The organism is Pantoea sp. MHSD4 (assembly GCF_021043305.1).
GTDB lineage: Bacteria > Pseudomonadota > Gammaproteobacteria > Enterobacterales > Enterobacteriaceae > Pantoea > Pantoea eucalypti.
The window spans coordinates 383,164-404,001 of record NZ_JAJNDH010000001.1 but is presented as its reverse complement, the minus strand read 5'-3'; the positions used below and the strand labels follow the sequence as shown (position 1 = coordinate 404,001).

General features: G+C 54.7%; 19 protein-coding genes and 1 tRNA gene. 16 read left to right on the top strand and 4 right to left on the bottom strand.

Annotated features, from left to right (window positions below; genetic code table 11):
- Positions 1 to 100: 100 nt before the first annotated feature.
- The 9 genes from yeiP (at position 101) to yejF (ending at position 10,916) form a co-directional block, all read left to right on the top strand.
- Complete coding sequence (gene yeiP, locus LQK91_RS01830) at positions 101 to 673, top strand: elongation factor P-like protein YeiP (RefSeq protein ID WP_003854146.1); 573 nt, start codon at positions 101 to 103, stop codon at positions 671 to 673.
- Positions 674 to 747: 74 nt separating this feature from the next.
- Entirely contained in the window at positions 748 to 1,716 is a 969-nt protein-coding gene (locus LQK91_RS01825) for a CobW family GTP-binding protein (protein WP_003854147.1), read from the top strand.
- A 42-nt stretch (positions 1,717 to 1,758) separates the two neighbouring features.
- The gene (locus LQK91_RS01820; protein ID WP_003854148.1) at positions 1,759 to 2,466 is read left to right on the top strand and encodes a phosphatase PAP2 family protein; all 708 of its coding nucleotides are present in this window, start codon (positions 1,759 to 1,761) and stop codon (positions 2,464 to 2,466) included.
- A gap of 512 nt (positions 2,467 to 2,978) precedes the next feature.
- Positions 2,979 to 3,554 carry a bifunctional murein DD-endopeptidase/murein LD-carboxypeptidase gene (mepS, locus tag LQK91_RS01815; RefSeq protein WP_071591717.1) on the top strand — a complete coding sequence of 192 codons (576 nt, stop codon included), beginning with the start codon at positions 2,979 to 2,981 and terminating at the stop codon, positions 3,552 to 3,554.
- A 216-nt stretch (positions 3,555 to 3,770) separates the two neighbouring features.
- Entirely contained in the window at positions 3,771 to 5,333 is a 1,563-nt protein-coding gene (locus LQK91_RS01810) for a cyclic di-GMP phosphodiesterase (RefSeq protein WP_231001588.1), read from the top strand.
- Between the two features lie 44 nt (positions 5,334 to 5,377).
- Positions 5,378 to 7,186, top strand: coding sequence for an extracellular solute-binding protein (locus LQK91_RS01805; protein WP_105098967.1), 1,809 nt, complete (start codon positions 5,378 to 5,380; stop codon positions 7,184 to 7,186).
- A gap of 11 nt (positions 7,187 to 7,197) precedes the next feature.
- On the top strand, positions 7,198 to 8,292 hold the full coding sequence (locus tag LQK91_RS01800; RefSeq protein ID WP_003854153.1) for a microcin C ABC transporter permease YejB: 1,095 nt from the start codon (positions 7,198 to 7,200) through the stop codon (positions 8,290 to 8,292).
- Positions 8,289 to 9,311 (top strand): ABC transporter permease, encoded by a 1,023-nt coding sequence (locus LQK91_RS01795; RefSeq protein ID WP_008926119.1) that lies wholly within the window; start codon positions 8,289 to 8,291, stop codon positions 9,309 to 9,311. The genes LQK91_RS01800 and LQK91_RS01795 overlap by 4 nt, the downstream gene beginning before the upstream one ends.
- Positions 9,312 to 10,916, top strand: coding sequence for a microcin C ABC transporter ATP-binding protein YejF (gene yejF / locus LQK91_RS01790; RefSeq protein WP_105098966.1), 1,605 nt, complete (start codon positions 9,312 to 9,314; stop codon positions 10,914 to 10,916).
- On the opposite strand, the gene LQK91_RS01785 is transcribed toward yejF, so the two are convergent.
- From LQK91_RS01785 to rsuA, 3 genes are all read right to left on the bottom strand, one after another.
- Positions 10,903 to 11,223, bottom strand: a complete 321-nt coding sequence (locus tag LQK91_RS01785) for a hypothetical protein (protein ID WP_003854157.1) — start codon at positions 11,221 to 11,223, stop codon at positions 10,903 to 10,905. The two genes, yejF and LQK91_RS01785, sit on opposite strands and share 14 nt — an antisense overlap.
- A 287-nt stretch (positions 11,224 to 11,510) precedes the next feature.
- Positions 11,511 to 12,707 (bottom strand): Bcr/CflA family multidrug efflux MFS transporter, encoded by a 1,197-nt coding sequence (locus tag LQK91_RS01780; RefSeq protein WP_008926121.1) that lies wholly within the window; start codon positions 12,705 to 12,707, stop codon positions 11,511 to 11,513.
- 49 nt (positions 12,708 to 12,756) lie between these two features.
- Positions 12,757 to 13,476 (bottom strand): 16S rRNA pseudouridine(516) synthase RsuA, encoded by a 720-nt coding sequence (rsuA, locus tag LQK91_RS01775; RefSeq protein WP_105098965.1) that lies wholly within the window; start codon positions 13,474 to 13,476, stop codon positions 12,757 to 12,759.
- Positions 13,477 to 13,631: 155 nt separating this feature from the next.
- Here rsuA and LQK91_RS01770 point away from each other — a divergent pair, with 155 nt between their 5' ends.
- Together LQK91_RS01770 and rplY are read left to right on the top strand one after the other, a co-directional pair.
- Positions 13,632 to 15,386, top strand: coding sequence for a DEAD/DEAH box helicase (locus LQK91_RS01770; protein ID WP_008926122.1), 1,755 nt, complete (start codon positions 13,632 to 13,634; stop codon positions 15,384 to 15,386).
- Between the two features lie 176 nt (positions 15,387 to 15,562).
- Positions 15,563 to 15,847, top strand: a complete 285-nt coding sequence (rplY, locus tag LQK91_RS01765) for a 50S ribosomal protein L25 (protein ID WP_003854168.1) — start codon at positions 15,563 to 15,565, stop codon at positions 15,845 to 15,847.
- Between the two features lie 120 nt (positions 15,848 to 15,967).
- Here the strand turns inward: rplY and yejK are convergent, their stop codons facing one another.
- Positions 15,968 to 16,972, bottom strand: a complete 1,005-nt coding sequence (gene yejK / locus LQK91_RS01760) for a nucleoid-associated protein YejK (protein WP_033743236.1) — start codon at positions 16,970 to 16,972, stop codon at positions 15,968 to 15,970.
- Between the two features lie 158 nt (positions 16,973 to 17,130).
- On the opposite strand from yejK, the gene LQK91_RS01755 reads away from it, so the two are divergent.
- From LQK91_RS01755 to LQK91_RS01730, 5 genes are all read left to right on the top strand, one after another.
- On the top strand, positions 17,131 to 17,358 hold the full coding sequence (locus LQK91_RS01755) for a YejL family protein (protein ID WP_010248348.1): 228 nt from the start codon (positions 17,131 to 17,133) through the stop codon (positions 17,356 to 17,358).
- Between the two features lie 22 nt (positions 17,359 to 17,380).
- Positions 17,381 to 19,135 carry an LPS biosynthesis-modulating metalloenzyme YejM gene (yejM, locus tag LQK91_RS01750; RefSeq protein ID WP_003854173.1) on the top strand — a complete coding sequence of 585 codons (1,755 nt, stop codon included), beginning with the start codon at positions 17,381 to 17,383 and terminating at the stop codon, positions 19,133 to 19,135.
- Positions 19,136 to 19,208: 73 nt separating this feature from the next.
- Positions 19,209 to 19,285: transfer RNA gene (locus LQK91_RS01745), tRNA-Pro, on the top strand.
- 449 nt (positions 19,286 to 19,734) lie between these two features.
- Entirely contained in the window at positions 19,735 to 19,938 is a 204-nt protein-coding gene (locus LQK91_RS01735; RefSeq protein WP_003854174.1) for a hypothetical protein, read from the top strand.
- A gap of 68 nt (positions 19,939 to 20,006) precedes the next feature.
- Complete coding sequence (locus LQK91_RS01730) at positions 20,007 to 20,723, top strand: 4'-phosphopantetheinyl transferase family protein (protein ID WP_105098964.1); 717 nt, start codon at positions 20,007 to 20,009, stop codon at positions 20,721 to 20,723.
- Positions 20,724 to 20,838: the final 115 nt, after the last annotated feature.

Here is a 20,838-nt window from a genome sequence, read left to right as displayed (position 1 = left end):
GCCGCGGCCTGACATAAAATTTCGCCACCACCATATTGCCAGTTTTCACCGGCACGCGTAACGTTGCGCGCACTTCACTCTCAAGATAGCGAGAACAGCAATGCCAAAAGCCAATGAAATCAAAAAAGGGATGGCCGTCACGCACAACGGTAAACTGCTGCTGGTTAAAGACATTGATGTCCAGAGCCCCAGCGCACGCGGTGCTGCCACCCTGTATAAAATGCGCTTTACCGATGTCCGCACCGGTTTAAAAGTTGAAGAGCGGTTCAAAGGCGACGAGATTATTGATGCGATTTCGCTCAGCCGTCGCAGCGTCACCTTCTCTTATATAGATGGTGATGAATATATTTTCATGGATGACGAGGATTACACTCCTTACTCCTTTAAGCAGGAGCAGATCGAAGAAGAGCTGCTGTTTATCCCTGAAGGCGGCATCCCTGGCATTCACGTGCTGACGATGGAAGGTCAGGTACTGGCGCTGGAACTGCCACAAACTGTGGATATGGAGATCGTGGATACTTCACCAGGCATTAAAGGGGCTTCCGCCAGCGCCCGTACCAAACCAGCCGGAATGAGCACAGGCCTCTCTATTCAGGTTCCGGAATATTTGAGCAACGGTGACCGCATCCGCATCCATATCGCTGAACGCCGTTACATGGGCCGCGCTGACTAAACCGCCAGCCTGCTGCTGATCGCGATAATGTTATAGTATTACACTATTGCGTTATTTTCTGGCGGGGGCGTCCCATGACACGCGTTAATCTGATTACCGGTTTTTTGGGCAGCGGCAAAACCACGCTGCTCTGCCATCTGCTGGCAGCGCGGCCCGCAGGAGAAAAGTGGGCGGTGCTGGTCAATGAATTTGGCGAGATTGGGATCGACGGTGCCCTGCTGGCCGATCGCGGTGCCACGCTGAAGGAGATTCCCGGCGGCTGCCTGTGCTGCGTTAACGGTCTGCCGATGCAGGTTGGGCTGAATATGCTGCTGAAGAGCAAGCCCGACCGACTGCTGATTGAGCCAACGGGTCTGGGCCATCCGCGTCAGGTGTTGCAGATGTTAAGTGCGCCGGTGTATCAGGCGTGGCTGCAACTGAACGCCACTCTGACGCTGCTGGATGCTCGTCAACTGGCTGAGCCGCGTATTGTTGCCAATGAAAACTTTCGCGATCAACTCGCTGCCGCCGACATTATTATTGCTAATAAGCGCGACTGCTGGAGCGAAGAGGACCGTCAGCGCCTGGCTGACTGGCAGCAGCAGATGCAGCCTGCTCGTCCTCTGATACAGACCGAATTCGGTCAAATCCCCCTTTCCCTGCTTGATGCCCCTTATCTGCCGCGCGACCTCCCTGCGCCGCATCACCATCATTCGTCGCCCCCGACCAGCGGTCTGGCGGCATTACGACTGGATGGCGAGGCGCGATGGCGTCGGGCGCTGAACCACGGCCAGGGCTATAGCGCCTGCGGCTGGCTGTTTGATGCTGACACGCTGTTTAGCCGCGATGCGCTGCTGGAGTGGGTCCGGCTGGCAGCGGTCGATCGCATTAAAGGGGTAATGCGCACGCCAGAAGGCACAATGCGTATTAACTGCCAGGCAAAAGAGTTGCAAAGTGAGACATTCACCTCACTGCCGCCCGATAGCCGTATTGAGATCATCCATTCTCAGCAGGTCGACTGGAATCAGCTACAATCGGCATTGTTGAAGTGCCGTTTACGCTAAGACAGGTATTGTCGGCGGTTATTTTTTTAATGAGTTTTAATTATGCGCGTAACCCGCCTTATTACTATCCTGCTGCTCAATGCACTGGGCATAGTGCTGTTTCTTTCCTGGTATTTGCCGCCTGAACACGGTTTCTGGTTTGGCATCGATAAATCTGTTTTCTTTGGCTTCAATAATCAGATGGGCACTCATCCGCTCTTCGCGCTGATCGTCGCTATCACCAATTTTCGTGGTTTTGATGCGGTATCCCTGCTGGCGATGGGTCTGCTTTATCTGTCGATCTGGCGGCAGGAAACGCCAGAGGCCAGGCGTCGGATGCTGGCCATTGGTATCACCATGTTGTTAACCGCCGTGGTGCTTAATCAGCTGGGCCATTTATTGCCCGTGAAACACTCGAGTCCGACGCGATTCTTTGATCACGTTTATCGCGTCAGTGAATTAACCGGTATTCCCGCTAAAGATGCCTCAAAAGACAGTTTCCCTGGGGACCACGGTATGATGCTGATCATCTTCGCCTGCTTTATCTGGCGTTATTTTGGTTTCAGCCGTTTTATCGTTGCCGCCGCTATTGTGGTGATATTTTCACTGCCGCGCGTCATGGCGGGCGCGCACTGGTTTACCGATATTGCCGTCGGTTCACTGTCGGTCGTTTTAGTCGGACTGAGCTGGTGGCTATTAACACCAGCGAGTGACGTATTGGTTAACTGGTTTTATCGCAAATTACCGGGTAAATATAAGCCCGTGATGTAAATGTTAAGCGCGGTCGGTTTACCCGCCAGGTTCATAACCGCCCGCGCTTATAAAAAACAGCTCCTCACTATTAGGCTGCTAATTAAATTCACGAAAAGAAAAGGTTATGACCCGGCTTACGCGTTAACGGGTCTTCACACCAGGCTGTCAATTAAGAAAACACTGAAACAGCAGGCTATGCCCCGAATTGACCTCCCTTTCATCCCTTGTTCTCACCATTATTTCCCCACAATTGTCTCTAAAATAGTCAGTGTGTTACAGTTTGATTCTCATCAAAAAAACCTATATGAAATTGATTAAAAGCACTCGCCACGGCGTCTGTAATCAGTTAACCTCAGTCGCAGTGAGACTACAGCGGCAGAAAATTCAGATTTTTTACCGTTAAAGTGTGTCCATTAACACATTTTAGTAATTAAGGATTTGTCTTAGCCTGTTTCGCTTATTAATCTCCCTGTTTTGTCATCTGGCTGGCGACAATTTTGTCGTAAGGAAATCGAAGGAAAACCCGAATAATGGTCAAGTCTCAACCAATACTGAGATATATAATGCGGATCGTGCCCGCATTGGCGCTAGCCACACTCCTCTCAGCTTGTAGCAGTACCCATAGCAGTCAAAACGCGAATAACGAGAATCATGAAGTTAACAACCACAATGGTTTTTTACTTCAGGCGTCTCAGGATGAGTTTGAAGAAATGGTGCGTAACGTCGATGTTAAGTCGCGCATCATGGAACAATACGCCGTCTGGAAAGGTGTGCGCTATCGCCTCGGTGGCGATACCAAACGCGGGATCGATTGTTCCGCCTTTGTACAACGCACCTTCCGCGATCAGTTTGGCTTAGAATTACCTCGTTCTACCTCTGAGCAACAAGACACAGGCAAAGAGATCACCCGCAGTAAATTACGCCCTGGCGATCTGGTGATGTTCCGTGCCGGTTCAACGGGCCGCCACGTGGGCATTTACCTGGGTAACGATAACTTTGTTCATGCATCTACCAGCAGTGGCGTGATGATCTCCAGTCTCAATGATGACTACTGGAAAAAGCGTTACCGTGAAGGGCGTCGTGTATTAAGTCGTAACCCGACCTGATTATCACCTTCGATTTTCTCTCGCCAGAGAACAAGAAACGCTGCCTGTGCAGCGTTTTTTTTCGTGCCTGAAGATGGCAGGCAGATTTTTATCAGATAAAAGCATTGTATTTCAGATAAATAACGAGACATTTCAGACTCTCTCGTTATATTCTCGGTCGCTTAAACCGAAGCAGTCGTGCGCAATAACATAATAATAATTTATCAGGAGCACCTCATGCCATTGTCGGGGGCACTACGGCGCCGTGACACTACTCCTCGCCGTATCGCATGCAGTAGCGCGATGGCTGGCGGCTTATTCTTTCTTTTGTTCGCCGTACTCTCTTTTCACCAGACCTGGCAGAAGCGCGAACGGCAGCATCAGCAACTGCTGGAGAACAGTCGCACGGCATTGCAGCAAACGCTCTCCACGTTGATTAACAGCACTCTCACTCCCCTGCTTCCGTTTACCCACACTGCCTGCCATAACATAGATCGTGAACTGACCTCACGCGCCGCCTTTGCCGGAAACCTTCGCGCCATTCTGCTGGTTGATAACGGTACAGCCTTTTGCTCGTCAGCGACCGGCAGTTTTAGTCTGCCACTTAATGTGATTGCGCCGCACAGTGACATTTCTCGCGATACCGACCTGCAACTGATGCCAGGCACGCCGTTGCAGCCGAATAAACCGGTGCTGGCCTTGTGGATCAAAAATCCAGGCAGCCTGCAGTCAGGCGTTTTCGCGACGCTCAATATCACTCTCGCGCCTTATCAGCTGCTGGCGTCCCGGCGACCGGAAATCACCGGCATGGCACTCGTGGCACAGCGCAGCGCCTTAACCAGCTGGCAGCCCGGCCTCATTGAGAATAAAAACCTGCCGACGCCCCTGCACCAGCAGGCGCTGACAGGATATCCGCTCCAGTTTGTCGTGTACGGCTCCACTCTGTCAGTCAGCGACTATCAAACTATCCTGCTAAGTGGCCTGTTGCTGTCGCTGCTGTTTACAGGGGGATGGTGGCTACTGTTGTCGGTGTATCAGCGTCCCGGCAGAGAGCTGATTCGGGCCATGAAACGCGGCGAGTTTCACGTTGAGTATCAGCCGCTGGTGACGTCTCATGATGGCCAGCCTTATGGTATGGAAGCATTATTACGCTGGACTCACCCGACGAAAGGCCCGGTTCCGCCCGATGTCTTTATTCATTTTGCAGAATCACAGAATCTGATTATTCCGCTGACGCGGCATCTGTTTCAGCTGGTTTCCCGTGATGCACATCTGCTGTGTCATACCATTCCCCGTCATGCCAGCCTGAGTCTCAACATTTCGCCCCTGCATCTGGCTGACAGTGGTTTCCGTCAGGATGTGCTGCACTGGCTTGATACCATGCCTGCGGGACACTTTAACTATGTGTTTGAGATTACTGAGCGAGCCATGGTGCGTGATGAAAACGTCGGAGAACTGTTTGACTGGCTGCATCAGCAGCAGATTCATATTGCTATTGATGATTTTGGTACCGGGCATAGCGCGTTAATCTATCTGGAACGTTATGACTTTGATTACCTCAAAATCGATCGCGGTTTTGTTCAGAGCATCGGTACAGACACCCTGACCTCACCGGTTCTGGATTCCGTGTTGCAACTGGCGAAGAAACTCAACTTAAAGAGTGTGGCCGAAGGCGTTGAGACCGGTGAGCAGGCCACCTGGTTAATTAATCGTGGTGTAACGCATTTGCAGGGTTATATCTTTAGCCGTCCGTTACGGCCAGAAACGCTGATAGACTATTTCCGTCGTCATAAGGCCTGACATGACCTGGCCTGAAACGCCCCGGACATCTGACTGGAGGAATCATGCTGTTTCGCTTTGGACTCATACTGCTGTGTGGCCTGCTCAGCGCCCCGCTGCTGGCTGCCTCTGTCCAGCAAAGCTATGCATTCACCCAGGCTGGTGAAGCAAAATATCCGCCCGGTTTCAGCCATTACGACTATGCCAACCCCAGCGCGCCCAAAGGAGGCAGCATCACCCTGGCGGTGATCGGTACCTATGACAACTTCAATCGCTATGCCTCACGCGGCAATCCAGGCATTAACACCGGCACGCTTTATGACGGGCTTTACACCAGTTCAGACGATGAACCCGGCAGCTATTATCCGCTGATTGCCGAGTCGGCGCGCTATGCCAGCGATTTTTCGTGGATCGAGATCCAGATGAATCCCCGCGCCCGCTTCCAGGATGGCACACCGATCACCGCCCGCGACGTGGCGTTCACCTTTGAAAAATTCATGACTGAGGGCGTGCCCCAGTTCCGCGTCGCCTACCGTGGCGTTAGCGTAAAAGCGCTGAACGACCTCAAAGTGCGTATAGAAGCACAGAAGCCGGATAAAGACCTGCTGCTTGGATTACTGACGCTGCCGGTGATCGCCGAGTCATTCTGGCACGATAAAAAGTTTAATGAACCGTTAAGCGCACCGCCGTTGTCGAGCGGACCCTATCGCATCACCCGCTGGAAACTGGGTCAGTTTATTGAGTTCAGTCGGGTAAAAGATTACTGGGCCGCCGATCTGCCGGTAAACCGCGGACGTTTTAATTTTGATCGCATGCGCTATGACTACTATCTGGATGACAATGTGGCGTTTGAGGCCTTTAAGGCTGGCGCTTTCGACTGGCGTGAAGAGACTTCGGCGAAGAAATGGGCCACCCAGTATCGCGGCCGCCATTTCGACGATGGCAGCATCGTCAAAGAGACCACGCCCAATGACGCTGCTATTGATACCCGCTGGCTGGCATTTAACAATGAAAAACCGCTGTTTCATGATCGACGCGTGCGTCAGGCTATCTCACTGATGTTCGATTTCGAGTGGATGAACAAAGCGCTTTACTACGGAGCCTGGCATCGCGCCAGCAGCTATTTCCAGAACACGGAGTATGCTGCCAGTGGTGTGCCGGATGCACAGCAACGGGCGCTGCTTGAACCCTGGCGCGCACAACTGCCGCCAGAGCTGTTCAGCCAGCCCTATCAGCCACACAAAACGGATGGCAGCGGCTATGACCGCGCCAGTCTGTTAACCGCATTTGACCTGTTAAAACAGGCGGGCTGGCAGATTAAAAATCGCCGCCTGGTCAATGATAAAACCGGTCAGCCGTTCACCGCAGAGTTGCTGTTACGCAGCGGTTCTGACATCGACTGGGCACTCCCGCTGCAGCACAATCTTTCGCGGCTTGGCATTACGCTGAATCTGCGGCAGATCGACAGCTCGCAGTATCTGCGGCGCAAACGGGAAGGTGACTACGATATGATTGCCACCGCCTATTCAGCGATGCCCATCCCGACGTCCAGCCTGCAGATCCTCTGGCACTCCGACTACATCAACTCGTCGTGGAACAGTGCGCGGGTTAAAGATCCGATAGTGGATCACTTTGTGAAACAGATTGTGGCGCATCAGGACGATCCTGCTGAACTTCGCCCGCTGGCACAGGCGCTGGATCGGGTGCTGCTGTGGAATGCCTATATGATCCCAATGTGGTACAACGCTGAACAGCGGCTGGCATACTGGGATAAGTTTTCTCACCCTGCACGCAAGCCCGCCTACAGTACAGGGCTGGAAAACTGGTGGTACGACACAAACAAAGCCGGACGCCTGCCGGCCAGTAAACGCTAAGGAGATCACCGTTGGCCGCTTACTTTCTGCGCAGACTGCTGCTGATTATCCCGACCTTGTGGGCGATCATCACGCTTAATTTTTTTATCGTGCAAATCGCGCCCGGCGGCCCGGTCGATCAGGCGCTGGCAAATATTGAGTTTGGTCAGACAACCGGCCTGCCCGGCAGCGGGGCGGAGAGCGCCAGTTCACGCGCCAGCTTCAGTCACATTAATCCTGGCGATAATCAGTATCGTGGCGCACGCGGGCTGGATCCTGAAGTGATTGCTGAGATTAAAAAGCGTTACGGCTTCGATAAACCTCTCTGGCAGCGCTACGGCGAGATGCTGTGGAATTACCTGCGTCTGGATTTTGGCGACAGCCTGTTTCGCAGCGCCTCGGTGATCGGGCTGATCAAAGAGAGCCTGCCAGTCTCGATCAGCCTGGGACTCTGGAGCACCCTGATTATTTATCTGGTGTCGATTCCACTGGGGATCCGCAAAGCGGTGCGCAATGGCAGCGCCTTTGATGTCTGGAGCAGCGCCTTTATTATCATCGGCTACTCTATTCCGGCCTTTCTGTTCGGCATCATGCTGATTGTGCTGTTTGCCGGTGGCAGCTATCTCGACTGGTTTCCGCTGCGTGGGCTCACCTCTGCGCAGCACGATACACTGCCCTGGTATGGCAAAGTGCTGGACTACTTCTGGCATATCGCTCTGCCGGTGCTGGCGACAGTGATCGGCGGCTTCGCCACGCTGACCATGCTGACCAAAAACGCCTTTCTGGACGAGATCCGCAAACTCTATGTGGTGACCGCGCGCGCCAAAGGGGTGCCAGAGCGACGCATTCTCTATCATCATGTGTTTCGCAATGCGATGCTGCTGGTGATCGCCAGCTTCCCGGCCACGTTTATCAGCATGTTCTTTACCAGTTCGGTACTCATCGAAGTGATGTTCTCGCTCAACGGGCTTGGGCTGCTCGGCTATGACGCGACATTGCAACGCGACTACCCGGTGATGTTTGGCACGCTCTATATTTTCACGCTGATCGGTCTGCTGATGAATATCCTCAGCGATCTGACTTATACGCTGGTCGATCCCCGCATCGACTTCGGGAGCCGCTCATGACGCTCTCACCGCTGAATCAGCAGCGCTGGCAGCGCTTTCGTCACAACCGACGCGGCTACTGGTCGCTCTGGATCTTTCTGATCATTTTTCTGCTGTCGCTGGGTGCTGAACTGATCGCGAATGACAAGCCGTTGCTGGTGCATTACCAGCAGCGCTGGACGGTGCCGCTGCTGTTTGACTACAGCGAAACCGACTATGGCGGTGTACTGGCGACAGCGGCGGATTATCAGGATCCCTGGCTGCGGCAGCGCATCAGGCAGAATGGCTGGGCGCTGTGGGCACCGATTCGTTTCAGCGACGGAACCATTAATTTTGCTACTCAGGTGCCCTTCCCTTCTCCGCCCTCTGCGCAGAACTGGCTCGGCACGGACGCCAACGGCGGCGACGTACTGGCTCGGCTGCTCTATGGCACACGTATCTCTCTGCTGTTCGGTCTGCTGCTGACGCTTCTCTCCAGCGTCATCGGGATTGTGGTCGGCGCGGTGCAGGGCTATTTCGGCGGCAGAATTGACCTGATTGGGCAGCGGATGATTGAAGTCTGGTCTGGCATGCCCGCGCTGTTTCTGCTGATTCTTCTCTCCAGCGTGATTCAGCCTGGCTTCTGGTGGCTGTTGCTGGTCACCGTGGCGTTTGGCTGGATGAGTCTGGTAAGTGTTGTCAGGGCAGAGTTTCTCCGTACCCGAAATTTTGATTACATTCGTGCCGCGCAGGCGCTGGGCGTGAGCGATGGCCGGATTATGTTGCGCCATATGCTGCCTAACGCGATGGTGGCCACACTGACCTTTCTGCCGTTTATTTTGTGCGGATCGATTACCACGCTGACCTCACTCGACTTTCTGGGCTTCGGCCTGCCGCTGGGTTCGCCCTCGCTGGGCGAGTTACTGCTGCAGGGCAAGAACAACCTGCAGGCTCCCTGGTTAGGTCTGGCGGGCTTTTTCACGCTGGCGATCCTGCTTTCGCTGCTGATTTTTATCGGCGAAGCGGTGCGCGACGCCTTTGATCCGGGCAAAGGAGCCTGAATGACGACGCCATTGCTTGCTATCAATCATCTCTCAGTCGCCTTTCGTCAGGGCAAGCAGCTTCGACAGGTCGTGAATGACGTGTCGCTGCGCATTGACGCAGGTGAAACGCTGGCGCTGGTGGGTGAGTCTGGTTCCGGCAAGAGCGTCACCGCGCTGTCGGTAATGCGACTGCTGCATGAGGCTTCAGTGATTTATCCCAGCGGCGAGATTCTGTTTAACGGTGAAGATCTGCTGCGCGCCCGCGAGCAGCGTCTGCGGGGTATTCGCGGCAACCAGATCGCGATGATTTTTCAGGAGCCCATGGTGTCACTGAATCCGCTGCACACCGTGGAGAAGCAGCTGTATGAAGTGCTGTCACTGCATCGCGGGATGCGTCGTCCGGCCGCACGCGGTGAGATTCTCAGCGTGCTCGATCGGGTCGGTATCCGGCAGCCCGCCACCCGGCTCAATGATTTTCCCCACCAGCTTTCCGGCGGTGAACGCCAGCGGGTGATGATTGCCATGGCGCTGCTGACCGAGCCGCAGCTGCTGATTGCCGATGAGCCGACCACGGCACTGGATGTGACGGTTCAGGCCCAGATCCTGACGCTGCTGCGCGAACTGCAACGTGAGCTGAACATGGGCATGCTGTTCATCACGCATAACCTGAATATTGTGCGTCAGCTGGCAGATAATGTCAGCGTGATGCGCAACGGTCACATCGTGGAGCAGAATCGCTGCCAGACCCTGATGAACCAGCCGCAGCATCCTTACAGCCAGCAGTTGCTGGCTGCGGAACCGGAGGGAAAAGCCGTTCCGCTGCCCGCAGCGTCGCCCATTCTTCTTCGTGTCGAGCAGCTTCAGGTGAGCTTTACACAGCGGCGCGGGCTGTTCCGTCGCCAGAACAGTGAAAAGCGGGTGCTTTCCGGATTGAGTTTTAGCCTGCGGCGTGGCGAAAGTCTGGGCCTGGTGGGTGAGTCCGGCTCGGGTAAAAGCACCACCGGGCTGGCACTGCTGCGGCTGATTGCCTCACGCGGCGAGATCTGGTTTGACGGTCAGCCGCTGCATCAACTGTCGCGTCAGCAACTGTTGCCGCTGCGTCAGCGTATTCAGGTGGTGTTTCAGGACCCTAACTCCTCACTCAATCCGCGCATGACGGTGCAGCAGATTATTGCTGAGGGTCTGGCGGTACATCAGCCTGAACTCGACAGTGTGCAGCAGACGCAGCGGGTTATCGCCGTCATGGAGGAAGTGGGGCTTGAAGCAGAAAGTCGCCATCGTTATCCGGCCGAATTTTCTGGCGGTCAGCGACAGCGTATTGCTATTGCGCGGGCATTGATTCTGGAGCCGGAGTTGCTGGTGCTGGATGAACCGACTTCATCGCTGGATCGCACGGTGCAGAAGCAAATTCTGACGCTGTTACGCCGTTTGCAGCAGCAGCGGCAGCTCAGTTATCTGTTTATCAGTCACGACCTGGATGTGGTTCGCGCGCTGTGCCACCAGCTTATCGTGCTGTGCCAGGGAGAGGTCGTGGAACAGGGCGAGTGTGAAAGGCTGTTTGCTTCACCCGTGGCAGATTATACCCGCGAGCTACTGCAGTCGGCGCAGCTTAACCTCCAATAAAGGTTTCTGCTATCGCCACGCCCTGATTTTTCAAACAGCAGTTAGTGGCACTTTCGTCACGACGCTGAATGAACAGGCAGGGCTGCCCTTCGCACTCAGCAACTTTGCAATCAACCTGAATATCCGCCAGAACCTCTTTTAACTGCTGCAGAATCTCCCACGCCGGAATGCCGTCATGGCTGATCAATCGCAGCGCCACGAAATCCTGCTCATCCAGCGTTGCATCATCAGAATCAATGGCGCTGTGGTGATCGCTGGCCCAGCGAAAATGCTGTGGCAGACGATGCACAATTGAAAGTTGCAGCATAGTTTACTTTCCCCGGATGAGTTTATGTCGCAACACCGACCTGCCCGCAGCCAGCGGGTCATTCACCGCAGAGTCCGGACAGGGAGGCCCATCCGTGCGGATTGCAGAAGCGCATTTTTGCGACTTACATCGCACTTCAGCCTATATGTACCGCGTTCACTCACCGTTAACAATCATTTTAGACGCATTGTGATTACTTTTTTAACTAAAAATTTTCACAATAAAGAAACAAAACCGTCGGGATGTGCATCACTGCGGACAATCGGGGAAGAAACCACTGCGCCCGGTTAACGGGTCGCAGTGCGGGGACGTGAAGCGTAGAAGAAGAGCAGCAGAGAAATTGTCGCGCACAGGGCAATTGTGCCGACCATCGGCCAGGCGCTGTTGAAACTCACCAGCGACAGCAGTGCACCGACAAAAGCACCCACGCCAAAACGCAGCGTGCCCGCCAGAGAGGATGCCGTTCCGGCCATATGCGGAAACTCATCCAGGATCACCGCCATCGCATTCGATGAGACCATCGACACGCAGCCGATAAACATCGCGATTCCCATCACCAGCGGCAAAAAGCCGAGGCTGAAGGCGCTGACAACCAGCAACCAGATGCCCATGCAGAACTGTATCAGCAGCCCCAGCCGGAACATCGCCACCGGGCCAAAGCGGCGCACGGCACGGCTGTTAATCAGCGTCAGGACAAACAGAAACACCACGTTGAGACCAAAGTAGTAGCCAAAGTTTTGCGGTGAGACGTGATTCAGCTCAATGTAAACAAAGGGGCCGGCATTGAGAAAAGTAAAGAGCCCGGCAAAGGAGAAGCCGCTCGACAGCATGTAACTGAACGCCCGTTTGTGGCGAAACAGCGTCACGAAGTTGCCGAGCGTGGTGCGCAAATGAAAACGCTGTCGCTGCTCCGGCTTCAGGGTTTCGCGGATTTGTGTGGTTACCAGCACAGTGGTCACTAATGCCGCACCCGCGAGCGCCCAGAAAATTGCGTGCCAGCTCCAGAGCACCAGCAGCCAGCCACCGATGATCGGCGCCAGCAGCGGCGCGATGGTGGTAATCAGCATCACAAAGGACATCATGCGCGAGAAGTCCTCTTTCGAGTAACTGTCACGCATCAGCGCGTTGATCACCACACTGGCTGCGGCGGCAGAAAGTCCGTGCAGGAAGCGCATCAGAATCAGCTGATCGATGGTCTGTGACAGTGCACAGGCCGCAGCGGCGCAGGCAAAGATCAGCGTGCCGAGTGCAATTACCGGCTTACGCCCATAGCTGTCTGCCAGCGGACCATAGATAAGCTGGCCAATCGCGAAGCCAAGGATGTAGAGGTTAAGCGACATCTGCACGCTACCGGCTGACACCCCGAACTCACGCGCAATCTGCGGCATGGCAGGCAGATACATGTCAATCGACAACGGCATCAGCATGGCTAACAGACCGAGGATGACGACCAGTCCTGTTGGCGAGTTCTTTTCCTTACGCACACCTTCTCCTGCACAAATGAGTCTGGGTCGGGCCGCCTGGCCCGCCCGGTTATTTTGTCTGCAGCTCTTTCGGCAGACCAATACTGGCGATCTCGTCTTCTGTCAGCGCACGGTATTCGCCCGGTTCCAGATCCTCGTCCAGCACGATGTCACCGATGCGTTCACGATGCAGCTCAATGACCCGATTGCCGACGGCTGCAAACATCCGTTTCACCTGGTGGTAACGACCTTCGCTCAGTGTCAGCCGCACATCTGTGGGGGTAATCACCTCCAGCTGTGCCGGTTTCGTCAGGCTCTTCTCATTGTGCAGCTGCACGCCCGCTGTAAACTGTGCGGCCGTATCGTCACTGACTGGCGATTCCAGTGTCACCCGATAGGTTTTCTCGCAGTGATGACGTGGCGAGGTAATGCGGTGTGACCACTGGCCATCATCTGTCAGCAGAACCAGTCCGGTGGTGTCGATATCCAGACGCCCTGCCGCATGCAGTTTGAATGACATCGGCTCTTCGATGAAATAGATGATGGTGGGATGATCGGGATCGTCGGTTGAGCAGACATAACCCTGCGGTTTGTTCAGCATAAAGTAGCGGGGACCGGTCTGCATCTGCAGTACGTTGCCGTCATAGACGACTTCATGGTCGGGCAGCAGTTTGAACGCGGTATCGCGGACAACTTCCCCGTTAACGGTGACACGCTGGCCACGGATCTCGCGATGAGCGATGGCGCGGCTGATTTCCAGTTGCTGAGAGATGAATTTGTCGAGTCGCATGAATTCGTTTTGCCTGTTACTGCGGAGGGAATCTGAAACGGCCTGGTTAACCGTTGAAAATGTGCGGGAAGTATAACGTGATCCGCGCCAGCCTGACAGCGCGTTTACCGCACTTTCATGGCATAATTGCCGCCAGTTATACAAAAGTGAGCAACATGTCTTTTACCTTACGCCCCTATCAACAGGATGCGGTGAATGCCACCGTGGCGCATTTCCGTCGCCATCAGGAACCTGCCGTCATTGTGCTGCCAACCGGTGCCGGAAAGAGCCTGGTGATTGCCGAGCTGGCCCGGCTGGCCCGTGGCCGGGTGCTGGTGCTGGCGCACGTCAAAGAGCTGGTGGCGCAGAACCACAGTAAATATCAGGCCTACGGGCTGGAGGCGGATATCTTTGCTGCCGGACTTCAGCGCAAAGAGAGTCAGCGCAAAGTGGTGTTTGGCAGCGTGCAGTCAGTGGCGCGTAACCTCGACCAGTTCGACAGCGCCTTCTCGCTGGTGATTGTCGATGAGTGTCACCGCATTGGCGATGATAAAGAGAGTCAGTATCAGCAGATCTTTAATCATCTGCGTCAGCACAATCCGCAACTGCGTTTACTGGGACTGACCGCTACGCCGTTCCGTCTGGGTAAAGGCTGGATTTATCAGTTCCATTATCACGGCATGGTGCGTGGCGATGAAAAATCGCTGTTTCGCGACTGTATCTATGAACTGCCCCTGCGCTACATGATCAAGCATCAGTTTCTGGTGCCGCCGGAACGACTGGATATGCCGGTGGTGCAGTATGACTTCAGCCGTCTCACGGCACAGTCCAACGGCCTGTTCAGCGAAGCCGATCTGAACCGTGAACTGAAGCAGCAGCAGCGCGTGACGCCCCATATCATTCGCCAGATCGTGGAGTTCGCTGAAGATCGGCTGGGCGTGATGATTTTCGCCTCGACGGTGGAGCATGCGCGTGAAATCCTGCGACTGCTGCCAGAAAACAGCGCGCTCGTCTCGGCCGAAACGCCAGCCAGAGAGCGCGATGCCCTGATTCTGGCGTTTAAGGCGCAGCAACTGAAATTCCTGGTGAATGTGGCGGTGCTGACCACCGGGTTTGATGCGCCGCACGTTGACCTGATCGCAATCCTGCGTCCGACCGAGTCGGTCAGCCTCTATCAGCAGATCGTCGGACGCGGCCTGCGGCTCTCACCGGGTAAAACCGACTGCCTGATCCTTGATTACGCGGGTAATCCGCACGATCTCTTTACGCCCGAAGTTGGCGCCCCCAAAGGGGCCAGCGACAATCAGCCGGTTCAGGTTTTCTGTCCCGCCTGCGGTTTCGCCAACACCTTCTGGGGCAAGGCGACCGAAGATGGCATGGTGATCGAGCATTTTGGCCGACGCTGTCAGGGCGTACTGGAAGATGACGAAGGTGAGCGCGAACAGTGTGATTTCCGCTTCCGGTTTAAAAGTTGTCCCGACTGCGGCGCAGAGAATGATATTGCCGCCCGACGTTGTCACCAGTGCGACAAAATTCTGGTCGATCCGGACGATATGCTGAAAGCGGCGCTGAAACTGAAAGACGCACTGGTGCTGCGCTGTGGCGGCATGACGCTGGAACAGGGCCATGACGCCAAAGGGGAATGGCTGAAGGCGACCTATTTTGATGAGGAAGGCACCAGCGTCAGCGAACGCTTTCGTCTGCAGACGCCGGCCCAGCGTAAGGCGTTTGAACAGCTCTTTATGCGTCCGCATCAGCGCGCCCCCGGCGTGCCGCTGGGCTGGCAGACCGCCGCTGACGTGCTGGCACTCCAGCCGCTGCTGCGTCATCCCGATTTTGTCGTCGCACGGGCCAAAGGCCAGTTCTGGCAGATCCGCGAGAAAATGTTCGATTATCAGGGCCGCTATCGCCGCGCCAATGAGCTGCGTTAACAGGTGATGCCAGCGAGGGCTGACCGGATGCTGAACCCGGCGAGCGGGTATATCGTTTGCTACCACCCGGCATAACGGCTATACTGCCGCCCGCTTTTGCATGTGCATCAGCGGTATTGAATAACCTGCCTGTTACTGGGTCGCCTGTAGCAGGATTTAAATAAAGAGATATATTAATGCTCACTATCAATGCAGTAGAACGTAAAGAGCAGGGTAAGGGTGCGAGCCGCCGCCTGCGTACAGCAAACCGTTTCCCGGCCATCATCTACGGTGGTTCTGAAGCGGCTGTTGCCATCGATCTGGATCACGACTCAGTAATGAACCTGCAATCTAAGCCAGGTTTCTACGACGAAGTTCTGACCCTGTCAGTTGACGGCAAAGAAACTAAAGTGAAAGTTCAGGCTGTTCAGCGTCACCCGTTCAAGCCAAAACTGTTCCACATCGACTTCGTTCGCGCTTAATCGCGAATTACGTTGAAATGTAAAAGGGCCGGTTGAGAAACCGGCCCTTTTATTTTGTCCCTGATACACAGAGATAATCGACGTGTCAGAGAACAGAAGCCGGGCTAAGCCCGGCTTTTTTTATTTGCTGCTGGTACGGCGCTGAAGCTGGTCCCGCAGATTGGGTGGTGTGCCCTTAATCGTCAGGGTGTCCGTGGCCGGATCCCAGAAAATGCGCTCGCCCAGTAACATCGCATCAAAATTCAGGGTCAGTCCCCCGCCGCTGCCGGCAAACTTCGTCAGCTGACGCAGCGTACTGCGATCCGCCGGGAAGCTCTCTTCCAGCTCGTAGCCCTGCTCCTGGGTAAAGGCCTGGAAGGTTTTCTCGCCCAGTGGTGGCAGCTCGCTCGACAGATCTTCCAGTGCAATTTCCTCGCCCGCCTGCAACTGTTCGTTGCAGTAGCTGTAAACCTGCTGGCGATAGTTCTGCCGTTCCTGCTTATCCAGTTCGGATTCGTTGCAGTAGTCATCAACGGCCTGCAACAGACCGCGATTCTGCGCCTTCGTGTCTAATCCCACTTCGGCACCAAGGAAGTCCATAAAGAAGTCAGCCACTTTACGTCCGACGCGACCGCGCAGGAAGGTCAGGTAACGGGTCGATTCCGGGTTGGTTTCCCATTCGGTTAAATCAATTCGCGCCACGATATCCGCATGATTGATGTCGAGATAGTGGGTGCTGCTGATATCCATCTGCTCATTGACGCGCATACTGGACTGGCTGTTCAGCACCGCAATCAGCAGATATTCCACCGCCAGATAGCGATAGTGAATAAACAGCACCACGCCGCCTTCAGCGAACGGATATTTGGCCAGCTCGTCGCGCAGACGACCTGTTGCAGCGCGGCTAAAAGCGAGAAAATCATCGTTGCCCTTACGACAATTACGCAGCGCTTCTGCCAGTTCACTTTCTGCATTGAACAGGCCATAGGCTTTGCTTTTTGCGCTGTAAACCCGGTGTAACTCCTCCACCATCGCGTTAACCGTGTTGGTGGCAGGCAGCAGTGAATCGCGCAGCGCCAGTTCAAGCTGGTTTTCATCGCGTTTGATTAACTGATGCAGGGCAATCTGGTCGATATCCAGACTCATGGTAGACTCTCCTTTTAGCACAGGCGCGTATTCAAACACCGCCAGCATCGGCTTTCAACTCTATGCGTGAAGCGAACGTACTGCTTTCGATAAAATTGCGGTAAAAAGTGCGCTATTCCGGTAATATATCGCCTTTTGAAATGAGCTTAGACGACGATATGGCACAATCATCCCGTTACAGTGACGAACGCGTGGAACAACTCCTCGCGGAAATGGCCCAAATCCTGCACAAGGACAAGGCCCCCACCGATCTCTCCCTGATGGTTCTGGGAAATATGGTGACCAACTTAATTAACAGCGATGTCGCTCCGGCGCAACGTCGTTCACTGGCACGTTCTTTCGCCGATGCCCTTCAGGCATCAGTGCGTGACGATAACGCCCATTAATTGGCTGATTTGATTTCATAATATGGTAACCAACCGGCAGCGCTACCGCGAAAAAGTCTCCCAGATGATCAGTTGGGGGCACTGGTTTGCTCTGTTTAACATCTTATTCGCGCTGATTTTAGGCAGTCGCTACCTGTTGGTCGCCGACTGGCCTTCTTCGCTGGCGGGGCGCATCTACGCCTATACCAGCTGGGTTGGCCACTTTAGTTTTGTCGTTTTCGCTGCCTATCTGCTGATTATCTTCCCGCTGACCTTTGTGGTGATGTCGCAACGGCTGATGCGGGTGTTATCCGCGGTGGTCGCCACTGCCGGACTGACGCTGATAATGGTCGACAGTGCAGTGTTCAGCCGTTTCCACCTGCACCTTAATCCTGTGGTGTGGGAGCTGGTCATTAACCCTGACCAGAGCGAGATGGCGCGCGACTGGCAGCTGATGTTTATCAGCGTGCCGCTGATATTCCTGGTCGAGATGCTGTTTGCGACCTGGAGCTGGCAGAAGCTGCGCAGCCTGAATCGCCGCTCGTTTGGTAAACCTGTTGCCGCTCTGTTTATCAGCGCCTTCTTTGCCAGCCACCTGATGTATATCTGGGCCGATGCCAACTTCTATCGCCCGATTACCATGCAGCGCGCCAATCTGCCGCTCTCCTATCCGATGACGGCCCGTCGCTTCCTTGAACGTCACGGTCTGCTGGATGCGCAGGAGTATCAGCGCCGGTTGATTCAGCAGGGCGATCCGGAAGCGGTGGCGGTAGAGTATCCGCTGAGCGATATCACCTTCCGCGATGCTGGCACCCGTAACAACCTGCTGGTGCTGACTGTTGATGGTCTGAACAATGCTACGCTTGCCAAAGCGCTGCCGCAGCTTAATCAGTTCGCCAGCGAAAACGTGCGTTTTACCCAGCACTACAGCGCCGGTGATACACCTGAGAAAGGGTTGTTTGGCCTGTTCTATGGCATCTCCTCCAGTTACATGAACGGTATTCTGGCATCACGAACACCGTCGGCACTGCTGGGGGCACTGAGTACTCAGGGTTATCAGTTTGGCCTGTTCTCCTCGGAAGGCTTTAATCCGCCGCTCTACCGTCAGGCGCTGCTGACCGACTATTCACTGCCTGCGACAACCAGCCAGCCCAACGCCAGCACCGTGGCGCAATGGCAGAACTGGCTGGAGAAACAGAAAGCTTCGCAGGCGCCGTGGTTCTCATGGATTGCTCTGAACGGGCCTGATGTCACCGGCGACAACAGCAAAGCGCGTCAGCGCAGTTATCTCCGTCAGGCACCTGCTGTTGATGAACAGATTAGCGCCGTGCTAAGCAGCCTGCAGGCGCGTGATTTGCTGAAGAACACCGTCGTAGTGATTACGGCGCAGCGTGGTCTGGCACTGGATGGCGATCCTGACAGCGCCGGAAACCGTCAGACGCTGCAGGTGCCACTGGTGATTCACTGGCCTGATACACCGGCGCAAACTGTTGATCGGCTCTCTGATCATCAGGATGTAATGGCAACGCTGATGCAGCGACTGCTGCATGTGCGGACCAATCCGGTGAACTATTCACAGGGTGAAGATTTGTTTGCTGCACGTCGCCGTCATGACTGGGTGGCGAGCAGTGAAGAGAATAAGCTGGTGATTACCACGCCGCAGGTGACGCTGGTGCTCAACAACAACGGCAGCTATCGCGCTTATGATGCACAGGGCAACGCGCTGAAAGATCACAAGCCAGAGCTGGCGCTGCTGTTGCAGGTCCTGACCGAGGAGAAGCGGTTTATCGCTAACTGATTAATTTTCAGGCAAATAGTCGGCAGGTATCTTGCATTCATGACGATAACCAGTAGACTAATCCTCCAGTGTTCGGCACGTAGCGCAGCCTGGTAGCGCACGGTCATGGGGTGTCCGGGGTCGGAGGTTCAAATCCTCTCGTGCCGACCAAATTCCCTGAAAAGCAGCCCAAAAGGCTGCTTTTTTCGTTTCTGTCATCAAAACATAACTTTCATCACATCTCCTGCAAAGCGTTCTATACTTAATAGCGTGTGGGTAACAAGAGGAGAGTTCATGACATTAATCGAAAAAGATGATCCATCCGAAGCACCCGAGTCCGGCGATAAGCAACCTTCCCCGCCAGACCAGAAGTAACCCACAGGGCCGCGTATGACGCGGCCTTTCTGTTTCTGTTCTCTCTGCCCACTCTCCGGCTTAACATTCAGAATTGTCCGCTGAAGCAGTTAACATTTCTCTTACAATCAGCAGGTTAACGCGGGCGCCCGAAACTGATCTGCCTCACAAAATCGGCCATCAGTCGCGTCTTTTCATCAAACTGAAACAAAAATGTCACAGAAATTGCCTACTCTAAACTCCCCAGAAATTGACGGATAATTTTTATGGCGATCAAAGCGAAAAGCCTGAAAGATGCGGAAGCTTTACTGCATTCAGGCATTAGCAAAGTGGAACTGGCGTATGACATTGGTAGCGACGACTTCTTTCGTCTGGCGAGCCACTGGTGCGACCGGGGTGCACGCATCAGCAGGGGTCACCACCATTTTGTTGTTTCTCTGAAGAGTTTTGCCATTCCTCCCAACGACTGATTACGGCGGGCTGCTTGCCCTGATGCATCGTGCCTGATTTAATGCCTTTTTGGCTTAAATGGTTTCGCATGCACTATCCCGACCTGCCGCTGCCGCCTGTTCCAGGCGGCTTTATTCTTTCCAGCCACCTGAACCACAGCGATTATTTGCTGGCGGTGAGTCGCTTTGACCCGCAAAAGTATCATGACGTGCTGGCTGTCGAATGGGGTATTCCCTTACCCGCCCGACTGCAGCAGGCTGTCACTAAACGGCGTGCTGAATACCTCGCCAGCCGTTTACTGGTCCGGTCGGTAATGACAGAGCTGGGCATTGCCGATTTCATCCTGACCAACGCACCCGATCGCTCCCCCTGCTGGCCTGCTGGCGTTCAGGCGTCGCTGTCGCACAGTGCCGGTGTGGTCGTGGTAGCGGCAACCCGGCAACCCTGTGCGGTTGGCGTCGATGTTGAGCAGTTGATGTCAGAGACGACGGCGCAGGAAACGGCAGAGTTGTTGATGAATGCGCAGGAACAGCAACTGTTGCAGACGCTGCCCGTCTCCTTCAGCACTGCCGCGACGCTGCTCTTCTCTCTCAAAGAGAGCCTTTATAAAGCGCTGTGGCCACAACTGCATCAGCCGATGGATTTTCTGGATGCTGCACTGGCGTCGGTAGATTTCGCGCAGCAGCGCGCGACGCTGCAACTGGCTCAGGACTTCGGTGGCTGTTTTGCGATGGGGACGTTACTGGAGGCGGAGTTTATGTGGCGCGATAATCAGGTGATCACGCTGATTATGCATCGGCTTTAAAAGCGTTCTAAACAGAACGCCAGTATGTTTTTTCCTGGCCTGTCACCTTGTGATTTGCGACCACCACTAAATCAGAATTCACAATAAGCAGAGGCACAACAGGGTCGATGCGTTC